We start from the raw sequence: 20,856 nt of genomic DNA on the forward strand, positions 1-20,856 counted from the left end.
GGAGGCAATGTCCACTGAGCGGGAAAAAATGGCTGCGGGCGAATGGTATTGTTGCATGGATGCCGAACTGGACGTGCTGCGTGCCCGCGCCCGCCGTGCCGTTCACCAGCACAACACCGCGCCGCCGGATGAGCGTGAGGCCATGTCGCCTTTGCTGCGGGCGCTCTTTGCCTCCGTTGCGGAAGGAGCCTTTATCGAAGCACCGTTTCATTGCGCTTACGGCTTCAACATTACGTTGGGTGCGAACGTCTATCTCAATACCGGCTGCGTCATTCTAGATTCTGCGCCCGTGCGGATTGGCGATGGCGCGATGTTGGGGCCGGCCGTGCAGATCTATTGCGCCGAACATCACCTGGACCCGGTTGCGCGTTCGCAAGGCATTGAAATCGCAAAGCCGGTCACGATCGGTCGCGATGTCTGGATCGGCGGCGGCGCGATCCTTCTGGCCGGCATCACCATTGGCGATGGCGCGATTGTTGGGGCCGGTTCGGTGGTGACGCGGGATGTCTTGGCCGGGACGACGGTGGTCGGAAATCCGGCTCGCCCGATAAAGCGCAAGGACGCTTGAGACATCCGTTTCTGGAAGAATGGAGTCCCTATCGCAGGGACTGTAATAAATCTGACATAAAACCGTTAAAGAGGCGTCACGGAACGTCTCTATTCGCATCCTCATCCCAATAAATGGTGGAGAGGATTTAGTAATGTTGAAGAAGATTTCCATGGCCGCAGTGGCGGTCAGCATTTCGGCAACGTCTTCCATGGCTGCGACCAACATCACCTGGTGGCACGGCATGGGCGGCCGTAACGGCGAAGTCATCAACGAAGTTTCGCAGAAGTTCAACGAAGCCCAGAAAGAATGCGCTCTGACGCCGGTTTCCAAGGGCTCATACGAAGAAGCGCTTGCAAGCGGCATCGCTGCTTTCCGTTCGGGCGAACAGCCGAACATTCTCCAGGTTTTCGATGCTGGCGCTGCCACCATCATCAACGCCAAGGGCGCTGTCATTCCTGCGGAAGACCTCATCAACAAGGCCGGTTACAAGTTCGACCGCGAAGCCTTCATCAACGGCGTCCGCTATTTCTACGCTGCCGCTGACGGCAAGTTCGTCGGCATGCCTTTCAACACTTCCGCGCCGATCATGTATGTCAACGACGAAGCCCTGAAGAAGGCCGGCGTCGAAGCTCCGAAGACCTGGGAAGATTTTGAAAAGGTCGCACCGAAGCTGAAGGAAGCCGGTTACATCCCGCTCGTCCAGTCGCAGCTCACCTGGCAGTTCACGGAAAACTTCTTCTCCCGCAACAACATCCAGTTCGCAACCAACAACAATGGTTACGACAGCGTCACCGACACCAAGCTGAAGGTCACCGATCCGAACCTCGTCATGATGTTCGACAAGCTGAAGGACTGGAAAGACAAGGGTCTGTTCGCCTACTACGGCGCCGGCTGGAACGACAACCAGAAGCCCTTCGAAGAAGGCAAGGTTGCCCTCTGGATCGGTTCCTCGGGTTCGTTCGGTGGACTGCAGAAGACGGCGTCCATGCCGTTCTCGGCAACCTTCCTTCCCTACTGGGGCTCCATCAAGGGCGCTGGCACCAACTCCTTCATCGGCGGCGCTGCCCTCTTTGCAATGTCGGGCAAGTCTGAAGCCGAAAACAAGTGCGTCGCTGACTTCTTCCAGTTCCTGACTTCGCCGGAAATCCAGGTCTTCTACCACAAGGCTACCGGTTACGTCGCTATCACCACGGCTGCTTACGAAAAGGCCAAGGCTGAAGGCTTCTACAAGGAAAAGCCTGCCGCCGAAGTCGGTATCCAGCAGCTGTCGCTGCCTGCAGGCGAATGGTCCAAGGGCTACCGCCTCGGTTTCTACCCGCAGATCCGCTCCATCATGGAACGCGAATACAACCGCATCTTCTCCGGCGAAGTAACGCCGAAGGACGCCTTCGACATCATCGAAAAGGAAGGCAACGATCTTCTCGCCCGTTTCGCTAAAACGGCTGGCTGATCTCCCTTTTTGAAACCAACGATAGTTGTCGAGCCTCCTTTCCGCCGGAAAGGAGGCTCGCTCTTGGATTAAGGAGGCGCAAGCGTGGCCTATACATCGTCTCAACCGCGTCTGGCCCGGTTTCTATCCGGCCGGTCTGCAAAAACCGGAAAAACGGCGAAGGCCGCAGAAGCCAGCATGAAGCGCGTGCAGTTCTCCTCGTCCTACGTGCCCTATCTGTTTCTGGCGCCGCAACTGGCGGTGATTTTCATCTTCTTCTACTGGCCCTCCGTCCAGGCCGTGCAATCGTCGTTCTTTATCGAAGACCCTTTCGGGTTCGGTGCAACGTTCGTGGGCTTCGCCAATTATTCCGATGCCATCTTCAATCCGGAATATCTAAACATCGCCAAATTCACGGTTGTCTTCACCGTGCTCGTTACTTTCTTTTCGCTGGCGCTCGGTCTTTTGCTTGCGGTCAAGGCCGATGCGGTCGTTCGCGGCAGTTCCGCCTACAAGACGTTGCTGATCTCCGTTTACGCCATCGCGCCGCCGGTTGCGGGTCTCATCGGCATGATGTTTTTCGACCAGCATATCGGGCCTTTCGTCAAGATGGCCGCGTTTTTGGGCTGGGATATGAAGGTTGGCCTCAACTACTTCGATACCGCCTTCGCCATGATTGCCGTCGCGGTCTGGAAGCAGATCCCTTATAATTTCATTTTCTTCCTGTCCGGATTGCAGGGCGTATCCGTCGCCGTGCGCGAGGCTGCCGCCATCGATTGCCGATCGGGCGTGCGCCGGTTCTGGACGGTCATCATGCCGCTTCTGGCACCGACTGCCTTCTTCCTGCTGATCATCAACATCACCTATTCGCTGTTCGATACGTTCGGCATTATCGACGTGATGGTGAAGGACAAGGCCGCCAACAATCCGATTACGCTGGTCTACAAGGTCTTTCTCGACGGTTTCCGCGGCAATGACATCGGCGGTTCTTCTGCCCAGTCCGTCATCCTGATGCTGGTCGTCTTCGTTCTGACCATCATCCAGTTCCGCTTCATCGAAAAACGCATCCATTACAATTGAGGGAAAAGACAATGTACAAGACAAAACCCCTCGACCATCTGGTGCTGATCATCGGCGCACTCTTCCTGATATTGCCTGTCGTCGTGGCATTCATGACGTCCACTCATACGGCGGCGGAAATCCACCGCAGCGGCCTGACACTCGTTCCGGGCGACAATTTCGTCGGGACCTATGAAAAGGTCCTGACGCAGAAGGGCGGCTTCACCGGGCAGATCACCGGTCTCAACATGGTGCTCAACTCGCTGATCCTCGGCATCGGTTTTGCCGTCGGCAAGATCGTCCTGTCGATGATGGCAGCCTATGCGATCGTCTATTTCCGGTTCCGGTTTGCAACGCTTGCCTTCTGGATCATCTTCACCACCCTGCTTCTGCCGCTCGAAGTACGCATCATGCCGTCCTATGAGGTGATGAGCAAACTCGGCCTCTTGAACTCCTACACCGGTCTGATCGTGCCGCTTCTGGCGTCTGCGACGGGCACTTTCTATTTCCGGCAGTTCTTCAAATCCATTCCTGAAGAATTGCTGGAAGCCGCTCGCATCGACGGTGCGGGCCCGGTCAAGTTCTTCATTGATGTGATCATCCCGCTTTCCCGTACCATGATGGCGGCGATCTTCATCATCATGTTCGTTTACGGCTGGAACCAGTACCTCTGGCCCATGCTGATGACCACGGACGAGAGTTTCTTCACCCTGATGCGCGGCATCAAGTCGATCCTGCAAGTCTGGGTCGGTTCGCAAATCCCCGATTACAACGAAGCTTTCGCGCTTGCCGTTCTGGCCATGCTGCCGCCTGTGATGATCGTCGTGATCTTCCAGCGCTGGTTCATCAAGGGCCTGACGGAAAGCGACAAATAAGGAAACCGAAAATGGCCGCGATAGAAATCAGTCAGGTCTGCAAGGATTATCACGGCGGCGTGCGTGCCGTGCATCACGTCGATATCGACATCAGGGACGGCGAGTTCATTGTTCTCGTCGGTCCTTCCGGCTGCGGCAAGTCCACGCTCCTGCGTATGGTGGCCGGACTTGAGGATATTTCCGAAGGCACGGTGAAGATCGGTGACCGGGTGGTCAACCAGGTAGATCCGGCTGACCGGGATATCGCCATGGTGTTCCAGAACTATGCGCTCTATCCGCATATGTCGGTGCGCCAGAACCTGGAATACGGGTTGAAGAACCGCAAGACGCCGAAGGCGGAGATCGATGCGCGCGTGGCCGAGGCCGCCCGCATGCTGCAGCTCGAACCCTATCTGGAGCGCAAGCCGCGCGCCCTTTCCGGCGGCCAGCGTCAGCGAGTCGCCATGGGCCGCGCCATCGTGCGCAAACCGGCGGCCTTCCTGTTTGATGAGCCCCTGTCCAACCTTGATGCCAAACTGCGCGTTTCCATGCGCGGCGAGATCAAGCGCCTGCAAAAGCGCCTCGGCACCACTTCGATCTACGTCACGCACGATCAGCTGGAAGCCATGACGCTGGCAGATCGTCTGGTGGTGCTGAACGGCGGCCGCATCGAACAGATCGGCGCACCGCTTGAGGTCTATCACACCCCCGCTTCCACCTTTGTCGCAAGCTTCATCGGCTCTCCCGCCATGAACCTGCTGAACGGCGAGTTGCATGGGGATAGCCTTGCCGTCGGGCCGTCGCTGATCGCACTCAACGGTTTCGCCCCCACCTCCGGCCCGGTTACTGTGGGCATGCGGGCGGAAGATTTCCGCCTGGCGGCGGCAGGTGAGCCCGGTTTTTCGCTACGCGTCGAGTATATCGAGGAACTCGGCTCGCAGCGTCTTATCCACGGCATGATCGGCGACCAGAACCTGACTGTGGCGTTTTCGCCGGAGGTCGAGATTCCGGCTACCTTGTCGGTCGCCATATCTCCGGACAAGCTGCACTTCTTCTCCAGCGAGACCGGCAAGCGCATAGCGAGCAAGGCGGAACAGGGTGTGGCGCAGCCCGTGCAGTTGGCAACGGCCTGAGTGGACGATAAGAAATCGGCGCGATGACTAAAATTGCGCCGATTGTCAAAACCGCTTCGTTACGATCCCGATGATAGAAGATCTCCAATATTTCACGGGGGTTTTCTAATATGCCTTTAAAGATGATGTTCGCGGCGGCTGCCACCATGGCCATCCGCACGGTGCCGATATTGCCGGCCTCTTTGCGCCGGGCAAAAGACGAGAGCGTGGTTAGCGCGTCCTGCACCGATTTGCGGCTGCAGCCGGCCCCCATCAACCCCGACTGGATAATTTCCGGTGATCCTCAGGCGCGTGCGGCGGATCATTCCAGAAGCGGAGACCGCGCCTCCAGCACAGCCATGTGGGATTGTACGGCGGGCGAGTTCCGCTGGTTCTTCGGTTGGGACGAGACCGTCTATATCCTTGAGGGTGAGGTGCATGTGACGGCGGAAGACGGCACAGTCAGTATCCTGCGGGTGGGTGACGTCGCTTATTTCCGCGCGGGAACATGGGCCACCTGGCGGGTGGATGAGTATGTCCGCAAGGTTGCCTTCATGCGCCGCCCTTTCCCCACGGCGCTGGCTCTGGCCTACCGGGTCAAGAACAAGCTGTTTGCCGGTCGTTCCTACAAGCTGGCGGCCTGAACTGGTAAAACACTCCGGCAGGTGGAGCTCTGCGCAGCGCCACCTGCGGAATTGTGAAGGTTCAATAAAACTCACAAAAAGCACCCCTCGCAGCAGTTGCGTTTGAATGGTCGCTGCCCTACATCTTCAGGGTTTTCTGAAGCATTTCCGGGTCTCTTCCGGTCCTGCGGGGAATCGCGAACAGACGAGGCAATGGGCACGGCGGAACCGCGAAGCGTCCGCATGCTGCAAGAGGAAGATGCGCATGGCGAAGATCAAGAACGTCGCGATCCAGATGGATCATGTCTCCGGCATCAATATCGCCGGCGACTCCACCTTCGCCATGAGCCTTGAGGCGCAGGCACGTGGATACCGGCTGTTTCACTATACCCCCGAACGCCTCTCCATGCGCGATGGCAAGATCTACGCGACCGTCGAACAGATGGAACTGCGCGATATCAAGGGCGACCATTTTTCGCTCTCGGAGCCGGAGCGGGTCGATCTCTCGACCATGGATGTCATTCATCTGCGACAGGATCCGCCATTCGACATGGCCTACATCACCTCGACCCATTTGCTCGAGCGCATTCATCCCAAAACGCTTGTTGTCAACGATCCCGCCTGGGTCCGCAACTCGCCGGAAAAGATTTTCGTCACCGAATTCGCCGATCTGATGCCGAAGACGCTGATCACCAAGGATGTCTCTGAAATCGCCCGCTTCCGCAATGAAATGGGCGATATCATCCTCAAGCCGCTTTATGGCAATGGTGGTGCAGGCGTCTTCCATTCCGCGCGGGACGACCGCAATTTCTCATCGCTGCTGGAAATGTTCGGCCAGATGTTCCGCGAACCCTATATCGCCCAGGAATACTTGCCGGATGTTCGCAAGGGCGACAAGCGTATCCTTCTGGTGGATGGCGAGCCCGTGGGCGCGATCAATCGCGTGCCGGCGGAAAATGATGCCCGCTCCAACATGCATGCCGGCGGCCGCCCGGAGCCAACGGAACTCACCGCGCGTGAGAAGGAAATCTGCCGCCGCATCGGCCCCGCCCTGCGCGAGCGCGGTTTCCTGTTCGTTGGCATCGATGTGATCGGCGATTACCTCACGGAAATCAACGTCACCTCACCGACAGGCATTCGTGAAGTGCAGAAATTCGGCGGTGCCGATGTGGCAAGCCTGTTGTGGGATGCGATCGAGAAAAAGCGCGAAGCACAGGATTTCTGAGGCAATTTCCTCGCCACCTGCGTTTGTTCCGCGTGCACAACTCTATACAACTGAAATACACCGTGCGCGCGAAATTGTTCGCTTAATGTTCTTGTTTTATTCTTTGCTCTGTGGCAGGTTACTTGAGAGTGGCCGCCATCGGGGCATAATGCTTTGATGTTGTGGCCGGTTTGCGGGGGCAGGCCATGGTGGCGCGGGTCAATACGGTTGCATTTCAGGGAATAGAGGGTGTGCCGGTCGAGGTGCAGGTGATGGTCGCACCCGGAAAGGTCGGCATCCAGATCGTCGGCCTGCCGGACAAGGCGGTGGCGGAAAGCCGGGAGCGGGTGCAGGCCGCGCTCCACGCCTCCGGTCTGGCGCTGCCGGCAAAAAAAGTCACGGTCAATCTTGCGCCTGCGGATTTGCCCAAGGAAGGATCGCATTTCGATCTTCCGATCGCTTTGGGTCTCATGGCCGCGTTGGGAGCGATCCCGGCGGAAGCGCTCGGGCAATATGTGGTTCTCGGCGAACTCAATCTCGATGGCACCATCGGCACGGTTTCGGGCGCTCTGCCCGCGGCCATCGGTGCCAATGCGCTCGGGAAGGGTTTGATTTGCCCGGCTGATAGCGGGCCGGAAGCAGCCTGGGCCGGGGCTGGCATCGATATTCTCGCCCCACGCAGCCTTATTGCGCTTGCCAACCATTTTCGCGGCACCCAGCTTCTCTCCCGCCCGATGCCCGCCATCCGCGCCAATCCGGTCAATTTGCCGGATCTGGCCGATATCAAGGGGCAGGAGACGGCCCGGCGCGCGTTGGAAGTGGCAGCTGCCGGTGGCCATAATCTGCTGATGGTTGGCCCGCCCGGCTCCGGTAAATCCATGCTCGCCGCGCGCTTGCCCTCAATTCTGCCACCGCTCGAGGCTGCGGAATTGCTGGAAGTGTCCATGGTCCACTCCATCGCCGGCCAATTGTCCGGCGGCAAGCTGTCGGACCGCAGACCGTTTCGCACGCCACACCATTCCGCCACCATGGCCGCGCTTATCGGCGGAGGGCTGCGTGCCAAGCCGGGTGAGGCTTCACTTGCCCACCACGGCGTTCTTTTCCTCGATGAGTTCCCGGAATTTGCGCCTCAGGTGCTGGATGCGCTGCGCCAGCCGCTGGAAACGGGCGAATGCATCGTTGCCCGTGCCAATCACCGCGTCACTTATCCGGCGGAAATCCAGCTTGTCGCTGCGATGAACCCCTGCCGGTGCGGCAGAGCGGGGGAGCCGGGTTTCACTTGCGCCAGAGGGCCACGTTGCATGACAGATTATCAGGCCCGCATTTCCGGCCCGCTGATGGATCGCATCGATATTCGCATCGACGTTCCCGCCGTCTCCGCCACTGACCTCATCCGTCCCATGACTGCCGAACCGAGTTCGGTGGTGGCCGCCCGTGTCGCTCGCGCCCGCCTTGCGCAGCAGGAGCGTTATGCGGCGGCGGGCTCTTCAGGCATTCGCACCAACGCTCGCTGCACGACAACGCTGATCGAAAAATATGCGGAGCCCGATGCTTCCGGGCTGCAGTTGCTGCGCGATGCTGCCGAACAGTTGAAGTTCTCCGCACGCGGTTATCATCGCATTCTCAAGGTAGCCCGCACATTGGCTGATTTGGACGGCAAACAAACTGTCGGACGTATACATGTGGCCGAAGCCATTTCATACCGCATTGCCGGTGAAAGACTGACGGCGGCGGCATAAGCGGCCTTCCTTCGCCCTTTATCGGCTAAAACAATTGTGCCGCTGGCGGATGGCCGGCGGCACAATCGGTCATTGCGGTCAGGCGCGCGTTTGCGGCCTGACCGAAGAGGAACGGCTTAAAGCCCAAGCCCTTCGAAAAGGGCGGTCGAAAGGTAACGTTCCGCGAAGGAGGGAATGATGACGACGATATTCTTGCCGGCATTTTCCTCACGTGCGCCGACCTTGATCGCCGCTGCGAGTGCCGCGCCCGAGGAGATGCCGACGGGTACGCCTTCCAGCTTCGCCACCAGACGGGCGATTTCAAAAGCGTCGTCATTGGTCACGGTGACGATTTCGTCATAGATTCCAGTGTCGAGGATCGCGGGTGCAAAACCGGCGCCGATGCCCTGGATCTTGTGCGGACCGGGGTTGCCACCGGAAAGAACCGGGCTGTCGGCTGGCTCGACGGCAATGACCTTCACCTCCGGCTTGCGGGATTTCAGCACCTGGCCCGTACCGGTGATAGTGCCACCCGTACCGATGCCCGAAACAAAAATATCGACAGCACCCTCGGTGTCGTTCCAGATTTCTTCCGCTGTCGTCTTGCGATGAATATCCGGGTTTGCGGGGTTTTCGAACTGCTGGGGAATAATCGCGTCTGGCAGGGTTTCGGCCAGTTCCTGTGCCTTGGCGATGGCGCCCTTCATGCCCTTCGGGCCTTCAGTCAACACCAGTTCCGCACCCAGCAAGGCCAGCATTTTCCGGCGTTCGACCGACATCGTTTCCGGCATGGTCAAGATCAGCTTGTAACCCTTGGCGGCGGCGGCAAAGGCTAGCGCAATGCCCGTGTTGCCGGAGGTCGGCTCAACCAGCGTCGTTTTGCCGGGGGTGATCTTGCCCTGGGCTTCCAGCGCTTCAATCATGGCAACGCCAATGCGGTCTTTCACGGAGGCGATGGGGTTGAAGAACTCCAGCTTGGCGAGAAGATTGGCCTTCACGCCCTTTTCCCTCGCCAGCTTGTCCAGCCGCACGATCGGCGTATCGCCGATTGTTTCGGTGATGGAGGAATAGACGCGTCCGCGTCCGGGCTTTCTGGCTTCGGGCATGATGCTCTCCTGTATGAAGGCTACACGATGTGTGGCCGCAAGATTTCAGCGGCAGAATAGGAGCAATAGTCTTGTCAGGCCAGCGAACGTTCGTCCTAATATCGTCTGATTACCGGAAAAAATTCACGATAAATCAGGCAAATGCACGAAATCGTTTCAGGTGCTGCGGATCGCGATCATGGTCGCCGTTCCCGCCAGAATTCCCGCCGCGGTGCGGTTGAGGATCGTCAACGCACTTGGCCGTTTCAGGAGGTTGCGCGCCTTGGCAGCAAGCAGGATGTAAGGCAGGAGAACGGCCATCAATACGACGAAGGTCAGCGCCAGAAGTGTCGCATATTCCGATGGGCCGATCATGCGGATGTCGATCAGCGTCGGCACCAGCGCCACATAAAACAGCATGGTTTTTGGATTACCCAGCGTGATCAGCAGGCCGGACAGAAACGACATGGGAATGCTGGTGCTTTTTTTCGCCTTCAGGTCCTGTGGCAAGAGGCCGGCGGTCCAGAGCTTCCATGCGATATAGAGAAGATAGGCTGCGCCGGCAAACTTCAGGACCATGAAGGCCTCCTGAAAAGTCTGCGCCACGAAGGCGAGGCCGAGGATCACGCCGGTCAGGTAGATCATGTCGCCCAGCACCAGCCCGAGGCCCATGAAGAAGGTTTCCCGAAACCCCGATCCAAGCGCCCGCGCCACGATCGCCGTCATGCCGGGGCCAGGGATGGCAGCGGCGATGAAGAGTGCGGTGGAATAGGCAAGAAGGGTCGTCAGCGTCATGGTCATTTTCCCCGAAAATCCGCCAGATCAATAGCGAAAATCAGGGGTGAAAACAATCGCCCATAAAGGGGGCTGGTCAAAGCCCCGTGGAGCCGAAACCACCGGCACCGCGTGCCGTCTCGGATGTTTCGGTCACTTCGCTGACTGCCACCTGCGTAACTGGTGCAATCACCATCTGTGCGATGCGCATGCCGCGCTCGATGACAAAATCGGCCTGCCCCAGATTGGCGAGAATGACCTTCACTTCGCCGCGATAGTCGCTGTCCACCGTGCCGGGGGAATTGAGGCAGGTGATGCCGTTCTTGATGGCGAGGCCGGAGCGCGGACGGATTTGCGCCTCATAGCCTTGCGGAACCTCGAAGACGAAACCGGTCGGCACCAGCGCCCGTTCGCCCGGCTGCAAAGTGAGCGGTTCATCGGCCGGCACTGCGGCGCGCAGGTCCATTCCGGCGGCGCCACGGGTTTCATAGGAAGGCAATTCGAGGTCTGCGCCATTGGCGAGACGCACAAGCCGGAGGAGGGGGCGATTATCATTTTGAACGGTCATGCGGCATTAGTTTGCCGAGATCGCGGCAAGGTCAATTGCAAATGCGGGCCTGAAACGCTAGATACCCCGCAATTCCACAGGATTTGTCAGATGGCCGAAACACTTGCCGAGGCGGTCTCCCGCCGCCGCACCTTTGCTATTATTGCGCACCCGGACGCGGGTAAGACCACGCTTACGGAAAAACTGCTGCTGTTCGGCGGAGCGATCCAGCTTGCCGGCGAGGTGAAGGCGAAGAAGGATCGCATCCAGACCCGTTCGGACTGGATGAAGATCGAGCGCGAGCGCGGCATTTCGGTCGTCACTTCGGTCATGACCTTCGAATATAACGACCGCGTCTTCAACATCCTCGATACGCCCGGCCACGAAGACTTTGCCGATGACACCTACCGCACGCTGACGGCGGTGGATGCGGCGATCATGGTCATCGATGCCGCCAAGGGTATCGAGCCGCGCACGCTGAAGCTTTTCGAAGTTTGCCGCATGCGCGATATTCCGATCATCACCTTCATCAACAAGATGGACCGCGAAAGCCGCGATCCCTTCGAGATTCTGGACGAGGTCGAGGAAAAGCTGGCGCTCGATACCGCGCCGATCACCTGGCCGGTCGGCCGGGCGAAGAGCTTCTGTGGCGCTTACAATCTTGCTGAAAACACCTTTCGTGGCAACGACACGCAGGTGGATGGCCTTTCGGTCAACGGCCCTCAGGCTGTCGCCGATCGTCTGCCGGAAAATGAGCGCAAGGTCTTTATCGAGGAAACGGAACTGGCTCTGGAAGCCTGCCGCCCCTTCGACCGTCAGGCGTTCCTGGAAGGTCACATGACGCCGGTATTCTTCGGTTCGGCGCTGCGCAATTTCGGTGTGCGCGACCTCATCAATGCGCTGGGTGATTTCGCCCCGCCGCCGCGCGATCAGGTGGCGGATACCCGCACCGTGCATGCGGCGGAAGACAAGATGACGGCCTTCGTGTTCAAGATTCAGGCCAATATGGATCCCAACCATCGCGACCGCATCGCGTTTGCCCGCATCTGCTCCGGCAAGCTGGAGCGCGGCATGAAGGCGCGGCTGTCGCGCACCGGCAAGCTCATGGGGCTGACCGCACCGCAATTCTTCTTCGCGTCACAGCGCCAGCTGGCCGATACGGCCTTTGCGGGCGATGTGGTCGGCATTCCCAACCACGGCACGCTGCGCATCGGTGATACGCTGACCGAAGGTGAAAACCTCGTATTCCAGGGCGTGCCGAACTTCTCGCCGGAAATCCTGCGCCGCGTGCGCTTGGAAGACGCGATGAAGGCGAAGAAGCTGAAGGAAGCTTTGCAGCAGATGGCGGAAGAAGGTGTCGTGCAGCTCTTTTCACCAGAAGACGGCTCGCCCGCCATCGTCGGCGTTGTCGGCGCGCTGCAGCTCGATGTGTTGAAGGAACGGCTGATGGGCGAATATGGCCTGCCGGTCTCGTTTGAAATGTCTCGCTTTTCCGTCTGCCGCTGGATCTCGTCCGATCAGCCGGCGGAAATGGACAAGTTCCTCAACGTCAAGCGCGGCGATATCGCCCGCGATCTGGATGGCGATCCGGTGTTTCTGGCGCAGGATGCCTTCTCGCTGCGGTATGAATCCGAGCGGTTTCCGGCGATCAAGATGGTAGCGATCAAGGAATATCACGTTGCCAAGGCGGCGTGATATCAGCCGGATTGCACTTTGAATGCCAAGGGCTTAGTTTCCCGGTTAAACGGGAAACTGGTCCGGCATCATGACGCTTTCAGGCAAACATATTCTCCTCATCATCTCCGGCGGCATCGCGGCCTATAAGAGCCTCGACCTCATCCGCCGTCTGAAAGAGCGCGGCGCCAAGGTGACGCCAGTCATGACGAAGGGCGCACAGGAATTCGTCACTCCGCTTGCTGTTGGCGCACTGTCCGCCACCCACGTCTTCACCGAGCTTTTTTCGAGGCAGGACGAGCAGGATGTCGGGCATATCCGGCTCGCACGCGAATGCGACCTCGTGCTGGTCGCGCCCGCCACCGCTGATCTGATGGCGAAGATGGCGAATGGTCTGGCTGATGATCTTGCCTCCACGATCCTTCTGGCGACCGATCGGAAGGTGCTGGTCGCGCCTGCCATGAACCCGAAAATGTGGTCGGCAAAGCCAACGGTGCGCAATGTCGAAACGCTGAAAAAAGACGGCGTGTTTTTCATCGGCCCTATGGCAGGCGAAATGGCGGAAAAGGGCGAGGCCGGTCTTGGTCGTATGGCGGAGCCTTTGCAGATCGTTCAAGGCGTTGAGGCTTTGCTGGATGGCGGGCTGAAGCCTTTAAAAGGCAGAACGGCAATCGTTACCTCCGGCCCCACCCATGAGCCGATCGATCCGGTGCGTTACATCGCCAACCGCTCCTCCGGCAAACAGGGCCATGCCATCGCAGCTGCGCTTGCGGAATTGGGTGCGGAGGTAACGCTGGTCTCGGGTCCCGTCACGATTGCCGATCCGGCGGGCGTTGCAACGGTCCATGTCGAGCGTGCCGAGGAGATGCGCGATGCGGTGATTTCAAGGCTGCCAGTGGATATCGCCGTCATGGTTGCCGCTGTCGCCGACTGGCGGGTGGCGGGTTCTTCGGAGCAGAAGATCAAAAAGCAGCCGGGCGATGCCCCGCCTGCGCTGCAACTTATGGAAAACCCCGATATTCTCAAAACCGTCGGCCACCACGAAAAGCGCCCGAAGCTGGTGGTGGGTTTCGCCGCCGAGACGCAGGATGTGGAGAAAAACGGCCGAGCCAAACTGGAGCGCAAGGGCGCGGATTATATCGTTGCCAATGATGTTTCGGCGGAAACCGGCATCATGGGCGGAGACCGCAACAGCGTGAAGATCATTTCGAATGAGGGTATCGAGGCCTGGCCTGATATGGACAAGGCCGAAGTCGCCAAATGTCTGGCGGCCCTTATCGCGGAGAAACTCGCATGAGCCTTTTCGATCGCAAGACATTCGACAGGTTGCTCGGAGAATGGCCGGGCGTCCGTTTCGTCGATCAGTGGGATTCCCACGTTGCCAAGGTCGGAGACAAGGTCTTTTCAGTTTTGGGTGAGCGTGACGACTGGCGGCTTGTGGTGAAATGTTCGGAGGAAAGCTTCGAAATCCTCACCTCGCTGGAAGGCGTCCACCAGGCACCTTATTTCGCCAAGCGCAAATGGATATCGATCTCCGATCATTCACCGCTGGAGCAAGAGGAGCTGGAACACTATGTCCGCCGCTCCTATGAACTCGTTGCTGCAGGGCTGACGAAGAAGCTGCGGGTCGAACTGGGAATTCTCCCGGCCTGAAGGCGGCATTACCGCCAATCCCCTCAATTCTCTTTCGTGTTTCGCCCGATGATCTGGCGAACCCCTTCTTTAGTGAAAGGCTGAAAAAGCTGTGGCAGAAAGCCCTTTGCGATTTCTCCCTTGATGCCGATGTTGGTCGAGGAAGGGCGATCGGGATTGAAATAGCTGCCGAACAACTGGTCGAAAATGACAAGGTTCTCGCCATAATTGGTATTTCCCTCCGGCAGCTCTTTGGAGTGGTGCCAACGGTGCAGCCGGGGCGTGCTGAACACGTAGTCCAGAGGCCCGGTTTTCATATCCACATTGCAATGGGTCAGAATGCCGATGAAGGCGGTCACAGCCGCGAGCCACCAAAACACCTGCAACGGCGCGCCCATGAGATAAAGCGGAATCTGGCTGAGCGCGATCTTGAACAGCGAGTCGGCCACATGAAAACGGCCCGTATTGACGACCCAAAGGCGGACAACGCTGTGATGAAGCGCGTGGAAACGCCAGAAGAACACCGTTTCATGGGCGATACGGTGCGCCCAGTAGAGACCGAATTCAGCGATCATCAGGGCGAGCGTGACCTGAACAACCATCGGCAACTGAGAAGGCCACAGGTCGAATTTCATGGCCGCCAAAGGTTGCAGAAAAATGGCGGTCAGCATTGGAAAGAGCACCGCTGCCATGGCAGCAAGCTGAACAAGCCCCTTGGTCAAGAGCGTGTGGGCGATATTGTTGACGGTTTCACCATCAGACTGAAGCCATTCCGTCTCATGGGGAATGTAACGCTCAAGAAGAAACAGGCTGGCCACCGCGCCCGCGTAGACGGCGAGGAATGTGGTGATTGGATGCTCACTCGAAAAAGCGAAATAAGCCCCGGTAAGACCGAGAAAAAACACCATGGGCCACGAGCAATAGGTAAGGACCCGTTTTACGGCTTCATTTTTTGCCATCAATCTCAATTCCCGTCCGGCAATCATTTAACTTTCAACCAAGATCAGGTCATTATCCTCGATTTGTTGCAGCAGCATGGTACGCATCTATCGAACTGGAAGACCGGCGATTTTTCGGTTCGAAAGTGTGCCGCACCGGCGTGAGCGCCGAGTTTGAATATCGTTTAGCTGATCCTGATCGCGATATAGAGAAGCGTCAGCGCAATCACCCAGAGCGCCGCCCGGCCCCATTTGGTGTGGCGCGCTTCCGCCTTGCCGATCGCTTCCGCGGTCTGGGCGTCGAAACGCAGGCCGTTCTCGCTCATATACACCAGGTCGGAATGCAGCTTCTCCGTCTTGGTAGCGATCTCGGGTGCCGCTTCCGCAAGCTTGAGAGCCGCCTTCACGCCGTCCTTCAGATCGGTGACAATGCGTTTCGGGCCAAGATTGTCTCTTATCCAGCCGCTGACGACCGGATCGGCCGCTTTCCACATGTTGAAACGCGGATTGAGCATGCGGGATACACCTTCCACCACCACCATGGTCTTTTGCAGCATCACCAGTTCCGGGCGTGTTTCCATGTCGAAGAGCTCGGTAACTTCGAACAGCAGCGTCAGCAACTTGCCCATGGAGATCGTCTCGGCCGGCTGGCCGTGGATCGGTTCGCCGATGGCGCGGATCGCCTGCGCAAAGCTGGCTTTATCGTGATGGCCCGGCACATAACCGGCCTCGAAATGCACCTCCGCGACGCGCATGTAATCGCGGGTGATGAAGCCGTAGAGGATTTCGGCAAGGAACCTGCGTTCTTTTTTGCCCAGCCGCCCGGCAATGCCCATATCCACGGCTACGATCATGCCCTGCGGATCGACAAAGAGATTGCCGGGGTGCATGTCGGCATGGAAAAAGCCGTCGCGCAACGTGTGCCGCAGGAAGGACTGGATGAGGGTATCAGCCAGCTTGTTCAGATCGTGGCCGGCAGCCTTCAGCCCCTCAATATCCGACATCTTGACGCCGTCGATCCATTCCATGGTGACGACATCGCGGCCGGTGCGTTCCCAATCTACCTCCGGAACGCGGAATCCGGGGTCTTCTTTGGTATTTTCGGCAAGTTCGGAAAGGGCGGCGGCCTCAAGCCGCAGATCCATCTCGATCTTGGTTGTCTGTTCCAGCGTGCGAGTGACTTCCACCGGCCGCAGGCGGCGGGCAGAGCGGACGAAACGCTGTTGCAGGTCGGCGATCAGATACATCGCCTCCAGATCGTTCTGGAAGCGCTGGCGAACGCCGGGGCGAATGACCTTGACGGCGACCTTGCGCGGCCCTTTCGGCGTATCCACTATCGCCGGGTGAACCTGGGCGATGGAAGCGGCGGCGATCGGATCGCCAAATTCCCTGTAGAGTTCCGAAACAGAACGCCCGAGCGAACCTTCAATATTAGCCTTGGCCGCGGCTGCGGGGAAAAATGCCATGCGGTCCTGCAGGCTCGCAAGATCGTCGGCGAAGTCGGCGCCGACCACATCCGGCCTTGTGGCCAGAAACTGTCCCATCTTCACATAGGACGGGCCAAGCCGCTCGACAGCTACCGCTAGCCGGTCGCTACGCTGCGCCCGCTTGGCCTTGCTGCGGGCGAATGGCTTCAGCAATGCCTTCATCACTTGCGCGGAGGCAGGAAGGTCATCGGATGGCAAGGCCAGCACGACGCCTTCGCGCACGAGAACCCAGCCAACCCTTGCGAGGCGGAAATATGCGCCCAAAGTGCTCATGCTTATGCTTGTCTCCTGCTTTTGCCGGGCATGGTCTTAAAGCTTCCAGCCGGAATGCAGGGCGGCGATACCGCCGGTGTAATTTGTATAGGTCACGCGCGAAAAGCCGGCGGTACGGATCATCGTCGCGAAATCCTCCTGATTGGGGAATTTGCGGATAGACTCGACCAGATATTGATAGGGCTCGGCATCCCCGGTGATCATCTTGCCGAATTGCGGAATGGCGTTGAACGACCATGCATCATAGACGCGGTCGAGTAGCGGCATTTCCACTTCGGAAAATTCCAGCACCAGCAGTCGCCCGCCACGTTTCAGCACGCGGTAGGCTTCTTTCAGCGCAACGTCGATGCGCGGTACGTTGCGAATGCCGAAGGCGACCGTATAGGCGTCGAAGGTATTCGCCTCGAAGGGCAGCTCCTCGGCATTTGCTTCAACGAAGGTCAGATTGTCGGAGAGCTTTCGTTTTGCCGCGCGCTCCTCGCCAACGGCAAGCATCGAGGCGTTGATATCGAGAACCGTGGCATGCGCCAGACGGTTGGAGGCTTCCACGATGCGGAAGGCGATATCGCCGGTGCCACCAGCTACGTCAAGCACCTTAAAAGAGGCGTCCTTGCGCGGTGAAAGCGAGGACACCATGGCGTCCTTCCACAGCCGGTGCAGGCCGGCCGACATCACGTCGTTCATAATGTCGTAGCGCTTGGCCACCTTGTGGAAGACATCGTTGACCAGCCCCTGCTTTTTGCCTTCGTCCACTTTGTGAAAGCCATAGGACGTTTCCATGCCGCCTTGGGCAGTGGTACGGGCGTCGGTCATCGTCTGTCTCCATATTAATTGCGTGGCGGACCATAGCGGAAACGCCATGGCGACGCTATCTGTTGCCGCATCGCCTGGGCGCGACATTTCGCGTGCATTGTATAGACCACATGGTCCTAACGATAAACTGCCGGATAAGCCAGATGCCAGAATTGCCAGAAGTCGAAACCGTTAGACGCGGCCTCGCGCCCACCATGGAAGGGGCAAGAATCCGCAAGCTCCATCTTGGCCGTCCCGATCTGCGCTTTCCGTTCCCGGAGGACTTCGCGGGCCTGATCGAGGGCAGGACGATCATATCGCTCGGGCGCAGGGCGAAGTATCTCTTGATAGAGCTGGAAGACGGGCTGACGATCGTTGCCCATCTTGGAATGTCCGGCTCGTTCCGTATCGAGGCGGCGGCGGATGAGGCGGGAAATAGGAACGCGCCCGGCGCGTTTCATTATGCCCGCTCGAAGGACGGCAAGCACGATCATGTCGTCTTTCATCTGGATAAGGGCGAAGAGCGCATCTGCGTCATCTATAATGACCCGCGCCGCTTCGGCTTCATGCATCTGGTGGAGCGCAACAAGCTCGACCTCTACCCCGCTTTTGCGGAGTTGGGACCGGAACCGACCGGCAACGCGCTGAGCGCGGATTATCTCGCGAGCCGGTTCCAGGGTAAAAGCCAGCCGTTAAAAAGCACGCTGCTGGACCAGAAGGTCATTGCGGGCCTTGGCAATATCTATGTCTGTGAGGCGCTGTGGCGTGCCCATCTCTCGCCTTTGCGGGCGGCGGGAACGCTGGTGACCAAAACCGGAGAGCCGAAGCCGCAGCTCATCAATCTCACGGAGAAGATCCGGGACGTGATCGCGGACGCAATCGCCGCCGGCGGCTCTTCCCTGCGCGACCATATACAGACGGACGGAACGCTCGGCTATTTCCAGCATTCCTTTTCAGTCTACGATCAGGAAGGCCAGCCTTGCCGTACACCCGGCTGCGGGGGTACGGTTGAAAGGATAGTGCAGGCCGGTCGTTCGACCTTTTATTGCGCGGCCTGCCAGAAGTAGCTGAGGCGGAATAATGGCGAGGGAGACTGCCGTGGATTATGAAACGATACTGGTCGAGAAGCGCGACGAGGTGGGCGTGATCACGCTAAACCGGCCCAAGGCGCTCAACGCCCTCAATTCGGTGCTTCTGAAGGAACTTCGGCACATTCTCTCCTCGTTCTCTGCTGACGATTCCATCGGCGCGATCATTATAACGGGGTCGGAAAAGGCATTTGCCGCCGGCGCGGACATCAAAGAAATGCAGGGGCTGGATTTTGTCGATGCCTATGTCGGCGACTTTCTCGGCGGCTGGGACGAGGTCGCATCGACCCGCAAGCCGGTCATTGCCGCAGTCTCCGGCTTTGCGCTGGGCGGCGGGTGTGAGCTGGCAATGATGTGCGATTTCATCATCGCTTCGGACACGGCGAAATTCGGTCAGCCGGAAATCACGCTTGGCGTCATTCCTGGCATGGGCGGCTCGCAGCGGCTGACGCGGGCGGTGGGCAAGGCGAAGGCCATGGATCTGATTCTGACCGGCCGCATGATGGATGCAGCCGAGGCAGAGCGCGCCGGCCTCGTTTCGCGGATCGTCCCAGCGGCGAATCTCATGGATGAGGCGGTGGATGCCGCCACGCGCATCGCCTCGCTGTCTCGCGCTTCCGTTCTCATGGCCAAGGAAAGCGTCAATCGCTCCTTCGAGGTTCCTCTTTCGGAAGGGCTGAGATATGAAAGGCGATCCTTTCAGTCGCTCTTTGCAACAGCGGATCAGAAGGAGGGCATGGCGGCCTTCGTTGAAAAGCGCAAACCCGCTTTCCGGAATCGCTAAGGATTCGGAATATCGGCGTTTTCCGCCATTTGCGCGTTGACGGGCGTACGCTTTAGCGGTATATGCCCGCCCACGGTTAAGGAAAGCCATCCGGCTTGTCCGAAATTACTCCCGCATTCTTGGGTTAAGTGAGGTCTTCGAACGACCCGATCCTATGGTTGCGGAATTTGGTTTGAATTCGAAGAGAGGCATACATGGCCAATACAACTTCGGCGAAAAAGGCGACCCGCAAGATCGCTCGCCGTACCGCAGTCAACAAGGCTCGCCGTTCGCGCGTTCGCGGCTTCATCCGCAAGGTCGAGGAAGCTATCGCTTCGGGCGATCTGGCAGTAGCCACCGAAGCTCTGAAGGCAGCTCAGCCTGAGATCCAGCGCGCAGCGACGCGTGGCGTTCTGCATGGCAACACGGCATCCCGTAAGGTGTCGCGTCTTGCCCAGCGCGTTAAGGCTCTTTCCGCCTAATCCGGCTAATCACAATTAACTATTCAAAAAGCCTGGTCTTTTGACCGGGCTTTTTGTGATTCTAACCCTACGTTAATCATTCCTGCCGTAACGTGACAAACGCGTGTCAGATGAGCGACAAGAAAAACTGAATAAAAACAATGGATTGCCGGAGGTCTCCCGAAAAATGGGAAGCTTTCTCTACGGAAGTCGCAGCCAGTTTTGAGTCAAGAAGATTTTTATTTTTTTGCCAAAACGGGCTATCGAAAAATGCCAAAATTGAATCTCATTGATTCATAAGCGATTCTGCTTCGGACCTTGCCGGTGATGCAAAACGACCATTGCGAGTCAATGGTCGATCTGAGTTTTTGCAGAAAAAACGCCATTGATCTCTCCCCACGATCCTGCCTAAATGCATTTCAACAAGGGGTGCGGATCTCAGTCCACAGATTATCTCGATGATCGTATCGACGATATTCACCTTCTTGCTGGCGGGCCTTTCGAGGTCCGTTTTCTCAGGTCATTGAGCTTTTTGTGCCGTTTCGGTCTCGGAACGGGCTGGAGCTTTTTGTCCTTAAGAATGCGCCTTACAGTTGTAGCGAAAGGAGCGTTTTTAGCGTGTCGCAGGCCTCTCCATGAAGGGGAGGGAAATGGGATAACCGGCTCGCAAACAAGTAGTAGTCTTTGACGCTCTTTCGAGGGGAGTGCTGGAGGCGGGAAATAATACGAGGGGGATCTCTGGCGATCGTTTTTTGATCGTCAGGCTATGATTGGCAATTTGAAAGGCGGCAAT

20 protein-coding genes are annotated in these 20,856 nt (G+C 58.2%); 14 read left to right on the forward strand and 6 right to left on the reverse strand.

All coding sequences use genetic code 11. The features are described from left to right. Positions 1-7 precede the first annotated feature (7 nt). The 8 genes from G6L97_RS13555 (at position 8) to G6L97_RS13590 (ending at position 8,570) form a co-directional block, all read left to right on the forward strand. The gene (locus G6L97_RS13555; RefSeq protein WP_111782865.1) at positions 8-568 is read left to right on the forward strand and encodes a sugar O-acetyltransferase; all 561 of its coding nucleotides are present in this window, start codon (positions 8-10) and stop codon (positions 566-568) included. A gap of 133 nt (positions 569-701) precedes the next feature. Beyond that, positions 702-2,000: an extracellular solute-binding protein gene (locus G6L97_RS13560; RefSeq protein WP_065661451.1), complete on the forward strand. Its 1,299-nt coding sequence runs from the start codon at positions 702-704 to the stop codon at positions 1,998-2,000. Positions 2,001-2,084: 84 nt separating this feature from the next. Further along, positions 2,085-3,059: an ABC transporter permease gene (locus G6L97_RS13565; protein WP_174002575.1), complete on the forward strand. Its 975-nt coding sequence runs from the start codon at positions 2,085-2,087 to the stop codon at positions 3,057-3,059. An 11-nt stretch (positions 3,060-3,070) separates the two neighbouring features. Continuing rightward, the gene (ugpE, locus tag G6L97_RS13570) at positions 3,071-3,913 is read left to right on the forward strand and encodes a sn-glycerol-3-phosphate ABC transporter permease UgpE (protein ID WP_003514715.1); all 843 of its coding nucleotides are present in this window, start codon (positions 3,071-3,073) and stop codon (positions 3,911-3,913) included. A gap of 11 nt (positions 3,914-3,924) precedes the next feature. Then, positions 3,925-5,025, forward strand: coding sequence for a sn-glycerol-3-phosphate import ATP-binding protein UgpC (locus tag G6L97_RS13575; protein ID WP_111782863.1), 1,101 nt, complete (start codon positions 3,925-3,927; stop codon positions 5,023-5,025). Between the two features lie 110 nt (positions 5,026-5,135). After that, complete coding sequence (locus G6L97_RS13580; RefSeq protein ID WP_013635353.1) at positions 5,136-5,648, forward strand: cupin domain-containing protein; 513 nt, start codon at positions 5,136-5,138, stop codon at positions 5,646-5,648. 244 nt (positions 5,649-5,892) lie between these two features. Further along, positions 5,893-6,852 carry a glutathione synthase gene (gshB, locus tag G6L97_RS13585; protein ID WP_003514721.1) on the forward strand — a complete coding sequence of 320 codons (960 nt, stop codon included), beginning with the start codon at positions 5,893-5,895 and terminating at the stop codon, positions 6,850-6,852. 185 nt (positions 6,853-7,037) lie between these two features. Next, complete coding sequence (locus tag G6L97_RS13590; RefSeq protein WP_003514723.1) at positions 7,038-8,570, forward strand: YifB family Mg chelatase-like AAA ATPase; 1,533 nt, start codon at positions 7,038-7,040, stop codon at positions 8,568-8,570. Positions 8,571-8,686: 116 nt separating this feature from the next. Here G6L97_RS13590 and cysK read toward each other — a convergent pair whose 3' ends face one another. The 3 genes from cysK to dut all read right to left on the reverse strand — a co-directional run bounded on the left by cysK (position 8,687) and on the right by dut (position 10,976). Next, the gene (gene cysK, locus G6L97_RS13595) at positions 8,687-9,655 is read right to left on the reverse strand and encodes a cysteine synthase A (RefSeq protein ID WP_003514725.1); all 969 of its coding nucleotides are present in this window, start codon (positions 9,653-9,655) and stop codon (positions 8,687-8,689) included. A 156-nt stretch (positions 9,656-9,811) separates the two neighbouring features. Next, on the reverse strand, positions 9,812-10,429 hold the full coding sequence (locus tag G6L97_RS13600) for a LysE family translocator (protein ID WP_111782862.1): 618 nt from the start codon (positions 10,427-10,429) through the stop codon (positions 9,812-9,814). Between the two features lie 76 nt (positions 10,430-10,505). Beyond that, complete coding sequence (gene dut, locus G6L97_RS13605; protein ID WP_065688385.1) at positions 10,506-10,976, reverse strand: dUTP diphosphatase; 471 nt, start codon at positions 10,974-10,976, stop codon at positions 10,506-10,508. 90 nt (positions 10,977-11,066) lie between these two features. Here dut and G6L97_RS13610 point away from each other — a divergent pair, with 90 nt between their 5' ends. The 3 genes from G6L97_RS13610 to G6L97_RS13620 all read left to right on the forward strand — a co-directional run bounded on the left by G6L97_RS13610 (position 11,067) and on the right by G6L97_RS13620 (position 14,282). After that, a complete protein-coding gene (locus G6L97_RS13610; RefSeq protein WP_003514729.1) occupies positions 11,067-12,650 on the forward strand; it encodes a peptide chain release factor 3 in 1,584 nt (527 codons plus the stop codon). Positions 12,651-12,720: 70 nt separating this feature from the next. Further along, a complete protein-coding gene (coaBC, locus tag G6L97_RS13615) occupies positions 12,721-13,926 on the forward strand; it encodes a bifunctional phosphopantothenoylcysteine decarboxylase/phosphopantothenate--cysteine ligase CoaBC (RefSeq protein WP_111782861.1) in 1,206 nt (401 codons plus the stop codon). Beyond that, positions 13,923-14,282, forward strand: coding sequence for an MmcQ/YjbR family DNA-binding protein (locus G6L97_RS13620; protein WP_111782860.1), 360 nt, complete (start codon positions 13,923-13,925; stop codon positions 14,280-14,282). The genes coaBC and G6L97_RS13620 overlap by 4 nt, the downstream gene beginning before the upstream one ends. A gap of 23 nt (positions 14,283-14,305) precedes the next feature. On the opposite strand, the gene G6L97_RS13625 is transcribed toward G6L97_RS13620, so the two are convergent. From G6L97_RS13625 to ubiE, 3 genes are all read right to left on the reverse strand, one after another. After that, a complete protein-coding gene (locus G6L97_RS13625) occupies positions 14,306-15,220 on the reverse strand; it encodes a sterol desaturase family protein (RefSeq protein ID WP_111782947.1) in 915 nt (304 codons plus the stop codon). Between the two features lie 164 nt (positions 15,221-15,384). Next, positions 15,385-16,959: a 2-polyprenylphenol 6-hydroxylase gene (gene ubiB / locus G6L97_RS13630; protein ID WP_111782859.1), complete on the reverse strand. Its 1,575-nt coding sequence runs from the start codon at positions 16,957-16,959 to the stop codon at positions 15,385-15,387. 36 nt (positions 16,960-16,995) lie between these two features. After that, positions 16,996-17,772, reverse strand: coding sequence for a bifunctional demethylmenaquinone methyltransferase/2-methoxy-6-polyprenyl-1,4-benzoquinol methylase UbiE (gene ubiE / locus G6L97_RS13635; protein WP_174002577.1), 777 nt, complete (start codon positions 17,770-17,772; stop codon positions 16,996-16,998). A 143-nt stretch (positions 17,773-17,915) separates the two neighbouring features. Here ubiE and mutM point away from each other — a divergent pair, with 143 nt between their 5' ends. The 3 genes from mutM (at position 17,916) to rpsT (ending at position 20,084) form a co-directional block, all read left to right on the forward strand. Next, entirely contained in the window at positions 17,916-18,818 is a 903-nt protein-coding gene (gene mutM / locus G6L97_RS13640; protein WP_111782858.1) for a bifunctional DNA-formamidopyrimidine glycosylase/DNA-(apurinic or apyrimidinic site) lyase, read from the forward strand. Between the two features lie 31 nt (positions 18,819-18,849). Then, the gene (locus G6L97_RS13645) at positions 18,850-19,623 is read left to right on the forward strand and encodes an enoyl-CoA hydratase (protein ID WP_162686710.1); all 774 of its coding nucleotides are present in this window, start codon (positions 18,850-18,852) and stop codon (positions 19,621-19,623) included. Between the two features lie 194 nt (positions 19,624-19,817). Further along, on the forward strand, positions 19,818-20,084 hold the full coding sequence (gene rpsT / locus G6L97_RS13650) for a 30S ribosomal protein S20 (protein WP_003493474.1): 267 nt from the start codon (positions 19,818-19,820) through the stop codon (positions 20,082-20,084). The last annotated feature ends 772 nt before the right edge of the window (positions 20,085-20,856 follow it).

Source organism: Agrobacterium tumefaciens, from assembly GCF_013318015.2.
In the GTDB taxonomy this organism is placed as follows: domain Bacteria; phylum Pseudomonadota; class Alphaproteobacteria; order Rhizobiales; family Rhizobiaceae; genus Agrobacterium; species Agrobacterium tumefaciens.

Coding starts and splice junctions, on each gene's coding strand:
- G6L97_RS13555 (WP_111782865.1), top strand. CDS start 8: ATGTCCACTGAGCGGGAAAAAATGGCTGCGGGCGAATGGTATTGTTGC.
- G6L97_RS13560 (WP_065661451.1), top strand. CDS start 702: ATGTTGAAGAAGATTTCCATGGCCGCAGTGGCGGTCAGCATTTCGGCA.
- ugpE (WP_003514715.1), top strand. CDS start 3,071: ATGTACAAGACAAAACCCCTCGACCATCTGGTGCTGATCATCGGCGCA.
- G6L97_RS13575 (WP_111782863.1), top strand. CDS start 3,925: ATGGCCGCGATAGAAATCAGTCAGGTCTGCAAGGATTATCACGGCGGC.
- G6L97_RS13580 (WP_013635353.1), top strand. CDS start 5,136: ATGCCTTTAAAGATGATGTTCGCGGCGGCTGCCACCATGGCCATCCGC.
- gshB (WP_003514721.1), top strand. CDS start 5,893: ATGGCGAAGATCAAGAACGTCGCGATCCAGATGGATCATGTCTCCGGC.
- G6L97_RS13590 (WP_003514723.1), top strand. CDS start 7,038: ATGGTGGCGCGGGTCAATACGGTTGCATTTCAGGGAATAGAGGGTGTG.
- cysK (WP_003514725.1), bottom strand. CDS start 9,655: ATGCCCGAAGCCAGAAAGCCCGGACGCGGACGCGTCTATTCCTCCATC.
- G6L97_RS13600 (WP_111782862.1), bottom strand. CDS start 10,429: ATGACGCTGACGACCCTTCTTGCCTATTCCACCGCACTCTTCATCGCC.
- dut (WP_065688385.1), bottom strand. CDS start 10,976: ATGACCGTTCAAAATGATAATCGCCCCCTCCTCCGGCTTGTGCGTCTC.
- G6L97_RS13610 (WP_003514729.1), top strand. CDS start 11,067: ATGGCCGAAACACTTGCCGAGGCGGTCTCCCGCCGCCGCACCTTTGCT.
- coaBC (WP_111782861.1), top strand. CDS start 12,721: ATGACGCTTTCAGGCAAACATATTCTCCTCATCATCTCCGGCGGCATC.
- G6L97_RS13620 (WP_111782860.1), top strand. CDS start 13,923: ATGAGCCTTTTCGATCGCAAGACATTCGACAGGTTGCTCGGAGAATGG.
- G6L97_RS13625 (WP_111782947.1), bottom strand. CDS start 15,220: ATGGCAAAAAATGAAGCCGTAAAACGGGTCCTTACCTATTGCTCGTGG.
- ubiB (WP_111782859.1), bottom strand. CDS start 16,959: ATGAGCACTTTGGGCGCATATTTCCGCCTCGCAAGGGTTGGCTGGGTT.
- ubiE (WP_174002577.1), bottom strand. CDS start 17,772: ATGACCGACGCCCGTACCACTGCCCAAGGCGGCATGGAAACGTCCTAT.
- mutM (WP_111782858.1), top strand. CDS start 17,916: ATGCCAGAATTGCCAGAAGTCGAAACCGTTAGACGCGGCCTCGCGCCC.
- rpsT (WP_003493474.1), top strand. CDS start 19,818: ATGGCCAATACAACTTCGGCGAAAAAGGCGACCCGCAAGATCGCTCGC.